Here is a 13,611-nt window from a genome sequence, read left to right as displayed (position 1 = left end):
CACGAATACCGGTCTCCCAACCATGAGCAAGAGTCCTTCCCCCGCCACTGACGACGTTCTCGGTCTCGAAAGTCCGCTCGAAGCACTGGAAACGAGCTCGGATTTCCGAGGCCCCGTCGAGCCGATGGACGGCGAGTTCTGTAACGATCATCTCGCCCTGATCTACGAGTCCCCGGCCGACCAGTTCGCCGCCGTCGTCCCGTTTCTCAGACAGGGACTCGAGCGGGGCGAGCGGTGCGTCTACGTCACCGACGAGGCGTCCGAAGCGGAGGTTCGGGCCGCGCTCCGGGACGGTGGGATCGACGTCGAGTCCGCGACCGAGTCCGGCTCGCTCGTCGTCGAGACGTTCCAGGACACCTACCTCAGGGACGGGGCCTTCGACGTCGACGGAATGATGTCGTTCTACGAGGACGTCATCCAGGAGACCACCGAGGAGTACGAGGCGTTTCGGCTGGCCGCCGAGATGTCGTGGATCCTCGAGGACGACGTCTCGATCGAGGACTCGATGGCCTACGAGAGCAAGGTGAACGAACTGTTCGACGACGAGGACGCCATCGCAGTCTGCCAGTACGACCGCACCGAGTTCCCGGCCGAGGTGATCCGCGACGTCGTCCGCGTTCATCCCCACCTGATCTACGACAACACCGTCTGTCACAACTTCTATTATACGCCGCCCGAGGAGTTCTGTGGGCCGAACCGTCCGGCACACGAACTCGATCGGATGCTCGGGACCCTCCTCGACCGCACCGAGGCGAAAACCGAGTTGCGGGACCGAAAGCGCTACCAGCAGCGGCAAAACGAGATCATCTCCGACCCCGACCGCTCGTTCGAGGAGAAACTCGACGCGCTGTTCGACCTGGGCTGTGAACGGTTCGACCTCGAACTCGGCGGGATATCCCGCGTCGACCCCGACGAGGACAGGTTCGTGGTCGAACGCCTGAGCGGCGACCACGACCGCTTCGAACCCGGCGTCGAACTGCCGCTGTCGGAGACCTTCTGTGCGCTGCCGGTCCGAACGGAGAGCGTCACGGGCGTTACCGACCCCGAACTCGAGGGGCACGACGACATCGCCTCGTATCGGGAGTTCGACGTCCGGGCGTACCTCGGCACGTACATCGAGATCGAGGGCGGGTCCGACCGTACCTTCGCCTTCATCGGGTCCGAGACGCGGGACGAACCGTTCTCCGCGGACGAACGGGAGTTCCTCCGCTCGATGGGCCAGTGGGCGAAGTACGAACTCGAGCAACACGAGCGCGAACGCGAACTCGAGCGGACGGTCGACCGCCTCGAGACGTCGAACGAACGCCTCGAGCAGTTCGCCTACGCCGCCTCCCACGACATGCAGGAACCGCTGCGGATGGTCTCGAGTTACCTCCAGTTGATCGAGCGCCGGGCGGACGACCTTTCCGGCGAGACCCGCGAGTTCCTCTCGTTCGCCATCGACGGCGCCGACCGGATGCGTGCGATGGTCGACGGACTGCTCGCCTACTCCCGGGTCCAGTCCGACGGCGACCCGCTCGAGCCGGTCGACCTCGAGGACGTCCTCGCGGACGTCCGTAGCGACTTGCAGCTCCGGCTCGAGGAAACCGACGCCGACCTCGACGCGGAGCCGCTGCCACGCGTGAACGGCGACGGTGAACAGCTCCAGCAACTGTTCCGGAACCTGATCGAGAACGCGATTACCTACTCCGGCGACGAACCGCCGCAGGTCGACGTCACGGCCGAACGGGACGGCGACGAGTGGACGATATCGGTCCACGACGAGGGGATCGGAATCGACCCCGCGGAGCAGGATCGGATCTTCGATCTCTTCGATCGGCTCCACAGCCGCGAGGCATACGACGGAACCGGCATCGGGCTGGCGCTGTGCGAGCGGATCGTCGAGCGCCACGGCGGGGAGATCCGGGTCGACTCCGAGCCGGGCGAGGGGTCGACGTTCTCGGTGACGTTGCCGGCCGCGACCACCGGCGGGACTGACCCGTAACGAACTCCCCTGCCGTCCCGCGATCGATCACCCGCTCTCGTCTTCCTTCGGTCGAACCCGACTCCGATCGAGCGCGTCTTCCACCGCCCGGACCGCGTTTGCCCCCTCGAGCCGGTCGACCACGAGGGTCATCGTTCCCTCGGCGACCCCAGCCGCCTCCGGCGCGATTCCCTCGACGGCGAGCCGCTCGAGTGCGTCCGCGAGCGCGGCCGAATCGACGGCTCCGGTCGCGACGATCGCGGTCCGATCGCCGTCGCTCGGTCCGAAGCCCGTCCCGCCGACGGTGACGACAGGCTCGGGGTCGCCCGAATCTCGATCTACGCCGCTGTCGACCGGGCCGATGCCGCTTTCCATTCTGACCCGCACGTCCCGCGAGTCGGTTTCGTGGGCCGGCAACTCGTCTGCGTACCGGCGCAGCGCGGTCGCGATCGCGTCCGTCTCGCCGTCGACCTCGAGGAAACGTGCGGCGGCGGTGTAGTTGACCACGCCGGCCCGCAGCGCCGCCACGAGGAACGGATGCCGCTCGAGTTCAGCCCGGGTCTCGGCTGCCAGTGACATGCGTATGTGCTCGAGAGCGAGCGCGGGGCGCATAAACGCGACGACCGCAGGGGTTCCGGGTTCCGGGTTCCGGGACCGCGGCGCTTTTGCCCCGAGCGCCCGACGGGTCGAGTATGAAACCACCTGCCGTCGAGGAACTCATCGAATCGGAACTCGAGGACGCCGACGCGACCGTCACCTACGCCCGGGACGAACACGACGACGACCACCTCGCAGCGACGGTCGTCTCCCCGGCGTTCGACGGCCTGCCGCTGGTCCAGCAACACCAGCTAGTGTACGACGCACTCGACGACCACATGACGACGGACATCCATGCATTGGAACTGTCGACGTACACGCCAGAGGAGTACGACGAGGTCGACGCCTGATCGCCCCACGGTGGCCCGCGACGGTACCGTCGCGTCCGCCGAGCGCGTCCGAGAGACCCGCAGCTTTATCCTGCTATCCTGATAGGATACCCGTATGGAATCGCTCAATCCGCGCATTCGACTCCTCTGGATCGCCCAGGGGGTGCTCGTGGCGGCGGTCCTCGGCGTCGTCCTCGCCGCCGTCGACCAGTGGGTCCGTCCGGTCCCGACGGCCGCACTGGGGGCCGTCGTCGCGCTCGTTCTCGCCGCTGGCACCCTCTATGCGATCCGCCTCTACCAGATCTGGCAGTTCGAACTCCAGGACGACGCGCTCTACCTCGAGCGCGGCGTCGTCACGCTCGTCGAGACCGCGGTGCCGTTCGTCCGCGTCCAGCACGTCGACACGCAGTTCGGGCCGATCGAACGGGCGCTCGGGCTCTCGAGCGTCGTCGTCTACACCGCGGGCTCGCGGAACGCTGACGTCCGGATTCCCGGGCTGACGCCGGACCGCGCCCGCGAACTTCAGGACGCGCTGCGTGACCTCGCGATCGAGAGCGAAGCCGACGACGCGGTCTAATATGAACCGGCTCCACCCACTCAGCGCCGCGGCGTACGCCCTCCAGTACGGGTTCTTCTGGCTCTGGATCCCCGTCGTCTTCGTCGTCGTACTCTCCGGCATCTTCGATCCGATACGCGCCGCGTGGGTCCCCATCGCCGCGCCGCTCGGGTTCCTCTTCGGGACCGCCTACGGGGTCGTCTACTACTACCGGTTCGGCTACGAGATCACCTCGGACACCGTCGACGTCGCTTCCGGCGTCGTCGCCCGACGGGATCGGGAGATCCCCTACGGCCGAATCCAGAACGTCGACATCAGACAGAGCGTGTTCCAGCGTCTGTTCGGCCTCGCGACGGTCTCGATCGAAACGGCCGGCGGCGGCGACACCGAGGCGGCGCTGAACTTCGTCAGCGAGACGGAGGCCAACCGGCTCCAGGCCGAGATCCGCCGCCGAACGGCCGAAGCGAAGGACCGCCGCCGGGAGCGAAAACGGGACCGATCCGTCGCCGGGACGGACTCGACCGTCGTCGGCCCGGAGCCACCGGACGTCGAGGAAGGGGACGCGTCCGTCCCGTCAGAGGACGTCTCGAGCGGCTCCGACGCCGAACGCCCGCCCGAGGCCGGCGAAGAACCGCGAGCGGCCGAGGACGGGACTCGAGTTCGCTCACGACGTCCGGCGGAGGAACCCGCACAAGAGGGCACCACTCTCGGCCCGGTCGCCGACCGCGACCGGCGGGAGGACCCGACCAGACACCCCCAGCAACAGCCGCTGTTCGACCTCGAGCCGCGGGAACTGCTCCTGTACTCGTTCACGTCGTTCCGCCCCGCGGCGGTCGCCGCCGCCCTCTTCGTGTTCTTCTTCGCGACGGAGACGATCCTCGAGGCGTTTATCACCGCCGCCCAGCCGTTCGGCGGTCCGGCGGACCTCGGAACCGGTGACCCGGCGAGTTACGGGATCCTGACGATCGTCTCGGGGGTCATTAGTATCCTGGTTACCTACGCGATCAGCGTCGCGTACACGTTCGCGACGTACTACGACTTCCAGCTCGGCCGAGTCGGGGACGACTTCGTCTACGAGCGGGGGCTCCTCCAGCGCTACAGCGGCTCGATTCCGGCCGAGAAAGTACAGTCAGTCACCGTGACCGACAATCCCCTCCAGCGGCTGATCGAGTACGGCGGGCTGTGGGTCGAGACTGCCGGCTACGGCCCCGAGAGCAACGGCGGGAGCCAGTCGGCCGTCCCGCTGGCGAAACACGGCCGCGTCTACCGATTCGCCGAGAACCTCACCGGCGTCGAGACGCCGTCGTTCGAGAGCCCGTCGCCGATCGCCCGCCGCCGGTACGCGGTACGGTATTCGCTCGTCGCCGCTGCGTTCGTCGCGATCGCATTCGGCGTTTCTACCCTGACTCCATTCGAAAGCTGGTACGTCGCAGCGGCCGCGTTCCTGGCGGTGCCGCCCGCGGCGCACCTCCGGTACGTCCACATCGGTTACTACGTCGGCGACGACCACCTCGTGATCCGAAGCGGGTTCTGGCGCCGGCGGACGACCGTGATCCCCTACTACCGCATCCAGACGGTCTCGGCCCGCCGTTCGATCTTCCAGCGGCGTCTCGGCCTCGCCTCGCTGGTCGTCGACACCGCGAGTTCGCGGTCGTTCTTCTGGTCGTCGACGACGATTTACGACGTCGACCTCGAGGACGCCCGGGCGGTTCGCGAGGCCAGCCGGGAACGACTCCAGACTGCGCTGCGCGAGCGAGCCGAGGCTGACGACGTCGGTCTCTCGGTCGACTTCACCTGACGCCGGCCGGTGGACTGTACGCGTACAGCCACGCGACGCCGCCGGTTTCGGTGGATTTTACCCCGCCGGCCGAGAGGCTCCGCGTATGGGAGGCGAAGACGACTACCGAATCGAGGAGGACAGCCTCGGCGAAATGCAGGTTCCCGAAGACGCCTACTGGGGCGCCCAGACCCAGCGCGCGATCCAGAACTTCCCCATCTCGGGGATCACGTTCAGCCGGCGATTCGTCCGCGCACTCGGCGTCGTCAAGAAGGCCGCCGCACAGGCCAACCGCGATCTGGGCCTGATCGAGGACGACGTCGCGGAGGCCATCGTCGACGCCGCCGACGAGGTCATCGAGGGCGAACACGACGACCAGTTCCCCGTCGACATCTTCCAGACCGGCTCGGGCACCTCGTCGAACATGAACGCCAACGAGGTCATCGCCAACCGCGCCGCCGAGCTCATGGGCGCGGAGATCGGCGACCGCGTCGTCCACCCCAACGACCACGTCAACTACGGCCAGTCCAGCAACGACGTCATCCCGACCGCGATGCACGTCGCCTCGCTCGAGGCCGTCGAGAAGGACGTCCTCCCCGCGCTCGACACGCTCCGTGAGGCCCTAGAGGAGAAAGAAGAGGAGTTCGACGACGTCGTCAAGACGGGCCGCACCCACCTCCAGGACGCGACGCCTGTCACGCTCGGTCAGGAGTTCTCCGGCTACCGCACGCAGGTCGAGAAGGGCCTCGATCGGGTCGACAAGATCCGCGACCACCTCGCCGAACTCGCCCTCGGCGGGACCGCGACGGGAACGGGCCTGAACACCCACCCCGAGTTCCCCGGCCGTGCCGCCGAGTACATCACCAAAGAGACCGGCGTCCAGTTCCGCGAAGCGGACAACCACTTCGAGGCCCAGGCCGCCCACGACGCGATGAGCGAGGCCCACGGCGCGCTCCGCGTGATCGCCGGCTCGCTCAACAAGATCGCCAACGACCTGCGGCTGCTCGCCTCCGGTCCCCGGAACGGACTCGGCGAGATCGAACAGCCCGAGAACCAGCCCGGCTCCTCGATCATGCCCGGCAAGATCAACCCCGTCGTCGCCGAGGCCGTCAACCAGGTCCACAAGCAGGTCGTCGGCAACGACGCGGCCGTCTCCGCCGGCGCCGCCGAGGGGCAGATCGATCTGAACCTCTACAAACCCGTCCTCGCACACAACTTCCTCGAGTCCGCCGAACTCATCTCGAACGCGAGTCAGGTCTTCGCCGAGCGGTTCGTCGACCCGCTCGAGGCGAACCGCGACCACTGCGAGGAGCAGGTCGAACAGTCGATGGCGCTCGCCACGTCGCTCAACGTCCACATCGGCTACGACAAGGCAAGCGAGGTCGCAAAGACCGCCCTCAAGGAGGACAAGACCGTCCGCGAGGTCGTCCTCGAGAAGGGCTATCTCACCGAGGAGGAGGCCGACGAGGTACTCGACCCCGAGAAAATGACCGAACGCGGTATTCTGGGCCAGGACGACTGAGCCGTCGCCGCACCTCGCCGATCCGTTCCGATTTCTAACCGTTCGGTTGGGGCGTCCCGACTCCGTTCCAGGTCGACGGCGATGGAGCGTGTGAACGCCTCACGTGACAGTTCTCGTCGTACTCGCGTTCCGGTACTCTCGCTCGCCTGGAGTTCTTTCTTCCGATCATGAAACGGGAAAATCGGGGTATAGGGCCCTAATCACGCGCGAATTCGGCGTAATAAAAGAACCCAAGCAGTTTTGGTGGAGGCTCGCGTCAGACGAAATATGCACACTTGTCGCAACTGCAACCAGTCCTTCCGGACCGAACTCGCCCTCGAACTCCACCGAGACACCTGTAAGAAGGGACAACTCTTCTGTCAGGAATGTGGTGACCGGTTCCGGGAAGGCGACGCTACACAGGACGGATGGCACTACGAATGTCCGAACGAGGACTGTGACGGTGAGGGTCTAGAGGACGATCTGTACCACGTAGACGACGTCCGTACCGCAACGCACTGACTCGGTCCGGATCCGTTCCTTTTCGCATCTTTCCGTCGTCTCTACGCCTCCTCCGTCTCCTCTCGTATCAAATAAACGTCCGTGTCAAACCCCTGGCACTGGGAAATACGGCACATCGTTATTCGTCCAGGAGTCGGCCGCTCGAGTATGACCCACTGGTACCGACGTCTCGAGGTCGATCTGACCGACGGCGATGGCGACGCGACGGAACTGTCCGAGGAGTTCGTCCGGAAATATCTGGGCGGTGCGGGCTTTACGACGCGGATCCTCTACGACGAGGTCGGGCCGGACGTCGATCCGCTCGATCCGGCGAACGTCCTCGCGGTCGCGCCCGGCGTCCTCGTCGGCCCGTCGGTTCCGACCGGCTCGAAGACGACGTTCGGGTTCAAGTCGCCGCTGACCGGCGGCTACGGCAAGTCGCTGGTCGGCGCGAAACTCGGCGATCAGCTCAAACGCGCCGGCTACGACGTCCTGACGATCACGGGCGCGTGCGAGGAGCCGTCGATCCTCGTCGTCGAGGACGAAGACGTCCGACTCGAGTCCGCAGCGGATCTCTGGGGACTCGACACCCGAGCGGCCAAAGCCCGGATCGAGGAACGCTACGGCTCCGAGTTCCGGACGGCCATCATCGGGCCGGCGGGGGAACACGAGTCGCGAATCTCGATGATCGAGTGCGAGGACCGCCAGGCGGGCCGCGGCGGACCCGGCGCGGTCATGGGCTCGAAGAACCTCAAGGCGATCGCCGTCAGCGGGTCGAAGGACCTCCCCGTCGCGCGGCCGGAGGAACTCGAGGAGTACAACCACAAGTGGCGGCTCGAGACGACCGGCCGCGGCGAGATCGAGATCTCGGGGACCGGCGACGCCTCGGTCGACGTCCAGTACGGGACCGGCGAGGCCCTGGACGCGAAGAACACGGCGATGGGGATCTTCCCGACGCGGAACTGGCAGTCGGGCTACTTCGAACGCGCCTACGAACGGCTCGAGAGCCCCTCGGAGGAGCGCATCTCGATCGATCCGCGCGCGTGGACCGAGGAGTACGTCGACACCAAGCGGCCCTGTCCGTACTGTACCAAACCCTGTAGCCAGTTCTTCGAGGCCGAGGACACCGACTACGGCGACATCGCGGTCGACGGGCCGGAGTACGAGACCCAGTACGCGCTCGGGGGCAACGTCGAGGTCGACGACATCGAGGCCGTCTCGAAGGCAAACGAGATCTGCGATCGCCTGGGTCTCGACACCATCGACGCCGGGAACGCGATCGCCTGGGCGATGGAGGCCGACGAACGCGGGCTGTTGGACGATCTGGATACCGACGTCGACCTCGAGTTCGGCGACGCCGAGGCCGTCCTCGAGACGCTGCGCCGGATGGCCCGTGCGGAGGGTGACCTCGGCCGACTCCTGAAGGACGGCCACGTCCGTGCGGCCCGACGGGCCGGCGGCGGCGAGGAGTTCGCCGTCCACGTCAAAAACCAGGCCCCGGCCGGGTTCGAACCCCGCGGGATCAAGGGGATGGCGCTTGCCTTCGGCGTCTCGCCGCGCGGGGCCGACCACCTCACCTCCTGTCTGTACGCCCTCGAGATGAACGGCGACTTCTGGGAGTTCGAGGGCTACGACCGGACGCGGATGGACGGGAAGGCCCTCGCGCTCAAGTCCATGGAGGACCTGATGGCGGTCTACGACATCACCGGGGTCTGCAAGTTCACCCGCGGGCTCACGCTCGAGGAGGGGGTCCGGGAACTGCTCAACGCCGCGACCGGCTTCGACCTCTCGCGGTCCGAACTGCTGACGGTCGGCGAGCGGATGTACAACCTCTCGAAGGCGTTCAACGTCCGCGAAGGCTTCGACCGGGACGACGACCGGATCCCGCCGCGCTTCACGGAGGAGGTACCCAACGGCCCGAACGAGGGCGAATCGATCGACGAGGAACTGTACGAACGTGAACTCGACCGGTACTACACGGCCCGCGGCTGGAACGCCGACGGCGTGCCGCTGACCGAAACGCTCGGCGAACTCGACCTCCACGACGTGGCCGACGACGTCGGCGTTGCGAACGAGCTAGCCGTCTCGGGGTAACTTCGGTTCTCGACTCTCCCGTTGCGGATCGCCTCGATTCCCGCAGCAGGTCGACTCGAGTGCTATTTTCGGGTCCCCGATTTCCGTTTCCGTTTCAGCCCCAGTCGATGAGAAGTCCGAAGTTCGATATAGCGACATGGGGTTTAATAGATTGGTCTGCGGCGGGATTCCACGTCATTTCTGAAACGAGAAACGTCAGATCAGGCCCCGAGGAGTCCAAAAACAGGAATATCGCTCTAACTTTCCTCACATCGTGTCAGTGTCGTCGAGACTACTGAAATGGAGTCGAAGCCTAATCTCACAGCAACGGGCCCGATACCGGTGATACACCGGAATACCGTTCAGCGCTCCCGGAGACGGCCTGGAGGATCACGAAGGGAAACGGACTCACCGGGGACCAGGAACTGCGACCGAATATCCCGCAGGATTCGTAGTCGGGCTACAATCACGCCGCGACTTGGCTACCGTCGGCTTACTCGAGACCCCCGCCGCTTCGATCCACTCTTCGTCGAGTCTCCGATCCGTACACGACGAAAGCTTCCTGTCCGCGGACCTCGGCTTCCGCGAGGTTTCGGCCGGGTCGACGTCGGCTCACACCCTCTCCGGATCCGTCATTACGCTCCGTCGCCACCCCCAGTCAAAGGCGGCCAACCGGGCGAGAGCTCCGTCTCGAGCACGGTTGCTGTTCGACTTCGGCCCGACGTATGTTGAGTACGAAAGCTCCGTACTGCGGCTGTTAGGCAGGTTACGTCCGAGTGTGGTCCTTCTAGGCTCGGGAGATGACACTCTCGTATAACGCTTCTATGGTACTCAGGCCCATCTCGCCGATCGGTTTCGTTTACTCGATCCGGCGGAGTTCGTACCCGTAGCGTGATCTCACCCTCCACGAGAGGGACGGGGCGTTCTCTCTGATAGAACGTACGGTGCCGTCACCAGCTCAGGGGAACGGCCCGACGCCGAGGGCTACGACCCGTCTTGCCGGTTCTCCCCGTCGAACCAGGGCCGAAGGGAGTCCACTCGAACTCGAGGTGAGTTGCTGGGTGCGGGTGCGAACGTCTCTTCGCCGACCGGGTGGATCGAATCGCGGAACCCGAACGAGACGGTTGCGGAGGGAAGCGAAGACGGATCGTCAACGGGGCCATCGAACCGGTTCCGGAACGGAGGCGAAAGTCGTTCCGACGTTCGGCGGCCGCGTTCGCGCAGACTCGTGATGGACTCCCGCGGCGAAGACGTCCGGCCCCTTTCCCGGATCCGACGCCCTCTCTTCGCCGGTGGGTGAGATATCCGCCTCCGACCCACGGAATCGCGATCCGACCCCGTCGTGGTCGCCGCTATTTCTCACTCGGGTGATCGATATGTAGCGCGGTGACTCGAGGTAGACTGTCGTCGCCCCGTTCCGGCCATATATTAAATCTCGAACGATAGTACTCCCCGCCCAGCATTTAGATACCAATTGGTGGGACGCCCAAACCACTAATCTATAATCATGGGGCTATAATTGGCGTCTAGTTTGTCCCCTTAGTAGAGATAAACTCACTTAGCCCGAATAACGGGAAGGTTGAAGGTCACGGCGTTTGACCGGTAGCACATGAGCGATTCGGCGGACACATCTAGAAAAACCGTCAAAACCTACGTCCCGGCCTACCAGAAAGAGGAGTGGCAGTCCCACGCAGACGAACTCGACATGAGCCAAAGCGAGTTCGTCCGGACGATGGTTCAGGCCGGTCGACGAGGGTTCGAACCCGGTGACGAGGAACCCGGTTCTCCCGACGCTAACCCTGGGGGTGACGGCCTCGAAACACGGGTTCTCGAATTGCTGTCCGCTGACACGTACTCCTGGGACGAGTTGTTGGAAGCGGTCAGCGACGACATCGAGTCGCGACTCGACGACGCCCTCGAGGAGCTCCAGGCGAAAAACGAGATTCGATACAGCGGTCGCCACGGCGGGTACACTACCGTCGGTGATAGCGATGGCGACTGACCCTCGTGACGTCGAGGCGGCGGCCGACGTGGCGGAGCCGATCGAGTACTTCCTCGACGACCAGCGGTACCACGGCAAGAGCGAACGCACTCTCGAGGCCTACGACCGGGTACTCCACCGGTTCGAGGCGTTCCTCCGGGAGCGGTTCGACGGCGTCGACGGGGTACGAGATGCCGAGAGGCGGGAGTGTATGGCCTGGATCCACTCGCTGCGCGGGGAGTTCGAGCCCAGTACGATCGCGACCTACGCGTCCTATCTCAACCGGTTCTACGACTACATGAACCGCGTCGGCGTCTTCGACGACAACCCGATGGCGCTGGTCATGGAGGAGATGTCCGAGTCGATCGACACGGATCCGACGCGACGCGACGTCTCCGTGCCGGAAATGCGGTCGTTCGTCGGCTCGATCACTCACCCGCTCGAGCGAGCGGTCGTCGTCACCCTGCTGAAGACGGGGATGCGCGTCGGCGAACTCTGTAACCTGGATCTACGGGATCTACGGCTCGAGACCGGGACTGTGGAACTGGATCTCGAGTGGACCCCGCGGGTCCAACTGGATCGGCGCCCCGACTCGCTGTTCGTCTCGGCCGATCCTTCCCGGGGAACGACCGTTAACGGCGAGGAGCGGACGGCCTCGAACAAGCGAAAGCGCGATACGGTGGTCCCGGTCGACGCCGAACTCCGGCACGTACTGTTCGAGTGGCTGGCGATTCGACCGGATCCGATCTCGGAGGCCCGGCCGCTGTTCCTCGATACCGGTGACTCGTGGGGACAGCGTCTCGAGCCGTCCGACGTGCGCTATATCGTCAAAAAACACGCCGAAGACCGAGGCTGGTACCGGAAAGGGGGCGGGACGACCGAGAACGTCACGCCCCATTACTTCCGGCACTTCTTCACCACCCATCTTCGGGACCGGACCGGAGATCGCGGTATCGTCCAGTACCTCCGAGGAGACGTCGCGAGCGACGTGATCGACACCTACACCCACAACTGGGGCGATCGAGTCAGGGAGACGTACCTCGAGCATATCTACGCCGTGACTAGCTGAGACTCGAGCGTCGGTTTTGGTTCGCTCCGGTAGCTCTTCTACACGTTCGGGGGATTGCCACGACGTTTGTACTAACTACTGGTGGCTCAAATGGCTCCAATAAATCTTATATCGCTATATTGAATGACTCGAGTCTGGCGATCGAATCGAAATCGAATTCCGAGGTCGTAACACTACTCGAGCGGGGAAGGGGAGAAGAGGTAATCGCGGTCGTCTATCGGCTACTCTCGGGACCTCGGACTCACTCCTGAACCGCCAGCTCCGTCTCGAGGTCCGGGCCGTTCAACAGCGAACGGACGGCGGCGGTCGCCCTCGAAACTTCGGGCGGACTCTCGAGCAGTACCGTCTCGCTGGGGAACAGTTGCTCGCCCAGTAACAGGCCGTGTTCGCGGGCCGTCGATCCGGTGACGGTGAGATACACACCGAGGCCCGTGTCGGCGATGGCGGCCTCTTCTTCCTGGCCTTCCTCGGGGTAACGGAACTCGATTCCCTCGAGCGCGCGCGTTCCGAGCACCGCGCGAACCAGCCGTTCGTATCGGGGTTCGATACACAGCGGTCCTTCGTAGGACTCGAGGAACTCGCGGTCGAGGTGGCCCGCCGAAGGGGCGACGTCGGGCGTCGCCATCAGGGTGTGGTAGACCGTATCACCGAGTCCGGTCACGACGCGGACGTCGCTTTCGGCGGGGTCGATCCGGGCGTTGACGTCCTCGATCCGGCCGACTGGATCGGGACGCAGTTCGACGACTTCCTCGAGAACGAGATCGGCGCTGTCGAACCCGAGCGCGAACTCGTGGGTGCGAAGCGCGCGGAACGGTTCCTCGCGTCCCACGAGCTGGACCACGGTATCGTCGGGAACGCGGCCGTCGATTTCGGCGTCCGGACCGGCCTCCGCGAGCGGGATGGTGACGCTGTCGAAGACGATCCGACGGGGTTTGCCCGCGCGATCGTCCCGGAGAAGCGTGTACTCGGGTTCGGTCGGATCGTCGACGTCGCTGTAGTCGGCGAGACGATGGTAGACGCTGCGCTCCGGATGGTCGGGATCGAGCGTCCCTTTCGTGAGCGCCTTCTCGTGTCGCAGCGTCGACGTCACGTCGTCGGCGAGGTCCGGGACGTCGAGCCGGCGTGCGAGGCGGTCGAGCACCGCCTCGAGGGGTCGCCCCTTGCGGGGGACAGCGATCGGAATCGTCTCGCCCATCAGTATCGAGCGGGTTTCAGCCGGCGACGGATAAACAGGTTGTGTTTCCGGAGACGTTCGCGTCCCCTC

General features: G+C 65.2%; 11 protein-coding genes. 9 read left to right on the top strand and 2 right to left on the bottom strand.

Annotation, left to right across the window (positions count from 1 at the left end):
* Window positions 1–22 precede the first annotated feature (22 nt).
* A complete protein-coding gene (locus BM113_RS08755) occupies window positions 23–1,984 on the top strand; it encodes an MEDS domain-containing protein (RefSeq protein ID WP_089787120.1) in 1,962 nt (653 codons plus the stop codon).
* A gap of 27 nt (window positions 1,985–2,011) precedes the next feature.
* Here BM113_RS08755 and BM113_RS08750 read toward each other — a convergent pair whose 3' ends face one another.
* Entirely contained in the window at window positions 2,012–2,542 is a 531-nt protein-coding gene (locus tag BM113_RS08750; RefSeq protein WP_089787119.1) for a DUF7523 family protein, read from the bottom strand.
* Between the two features lie 113 nt (window positions 2,543–2,655).
* On the opposite strand from BM113_RS08750, the gene BM113_RS08745 reads away from it, so the two are divergent.
* From BM113_RS08745 to BM113_RS08710, 8 genes are all read left to right on the top strand, one after another.
* Entirely contained in the window at window positions 2,656–2,910 is a 255-nt protein-coding gene (locus BM113_RS08745; protein ID WP_089787116.1) for a BolA family protein, read from the top strand.
* A 94-nt stretch (window positions 2,911–3,004) separates the two neighbouring features.
* Window positions 3,005–3,466 carry a PH domain-containing protein gene (locus BM113_RS08740; protein ID WP_089787114.1) on the top strand — a complete coding sequence of 154 codons (462 nt, stop codon included), beginning with the start codon at window positions 3,005–3,007 and terminating at the stop codon, window positions 3,464–3,466.
* A 1-nt stretch (window position 3,467) separates the two neighbouring features.
* Window positions 3,468–5,243, top strand: coding sequence for a PH domain-containing protein (locus BM113_RS08735; protein ID WP_089787112.1), 1,776 nt, complete (start codon window positions 3,468–3,470; stop codon window positions 5,241–5,243).
* Between the two features lie 85 nt (window positions 5,244–5,328).
* Window positions 5,329–6,744, top strand: coding sequence for a class II fumarate hydratase (locus BM113_RS08730; protein WP_089787110.1), 1,416 nt, complete (start codon window positions 5,329–5,331; stop codon window positions 6,742–6,744).
* Window positions 6,745–7,011: 267 nt separating this feature from the next.
* On the top strand, window positions 7,012–7,245 hold the full coding sequence (locus BM113_RS08725; protein WP_089787108.1) for an HVO_2901 family zinc finger protein: 234 nt from the start codon (window positions 7,012–7,014) through the stop codon (window positions 7,243–7,245).
* 147 nt (window positions 7,246–7,392) lie between these two features.
* The gene (locus BM113_RS08720; RefSeq protein ID WP_089787106.1) at window positions 7,393–9,318 is read left to right on the top strand and encodes an aldehyde ferredoxin oxidoreductase family protein; all 1,926 of its coding nucleotides are present in this window, start codon (window positions 7,393–7,395) and stop codon (window positions 9,316–9,318) included.
* 1,588 nt (window positions 9,319–10,906) lie between these two features.
* On the top strand, window positions 10,907–11,299 hold the full coding sequence (locus BM113_RS08715) for a DUF5805 domain-containing protein (protein ID WP_089787104.1): 393 nt from the start codon (window positions 10,907–10,909) through the stop codon (window positions 11,297–11,299).
* Window positions 11,289–12,347, top strand: coding sequence for a tyrosine-type recombinase/integrase (locus tag BM113_RS08710; RefSeq protein ID WP_089787102.1), 1,059 nt, complete (start codon window positions 11,289–11,291; stop codon window positions 12,345–12,347). Before BM113_RS08715 ends, BM113_RS08710 begins: the two co-directional genes overlap by 11 nt.
* 241 nt (window positions 12,348–12,588) lie before the next feature.
* Here BM113_RS08710 and BM113_RS08705 read toward each other — a convergent pair whose 3' ends face one another.
* The gene (locus tag BM113_RS08705; protein WP_089787101.1) at window positions 12,589–13,542 is read right to left on the bottom strand and encodes a phosphoribosyltransferase HisG-related protein; all 954 of its coding nucleotides are present in this window, start codon (window positions 13,540–13,542) and stop codon (window positions 12,589–12,591) included.
* Window positions 13,543–13,611: the final 69 nt, after the last annotated feature.

The organism is Natronobacterium haloterrestre (genome assembly GCF_900112205.1).
Classification (GTDB): domain Archaea; phylum Halobacteriota; class Halobacteria; order Halobacteriales; family Natrialbaceae; genus Natronobacterium; species Natronobacterium haloterrestre.
Note: the sequence above shows the minus strand (reverse complement) of the source record. Positions and strands in the feature narration are given on the sequence as shown.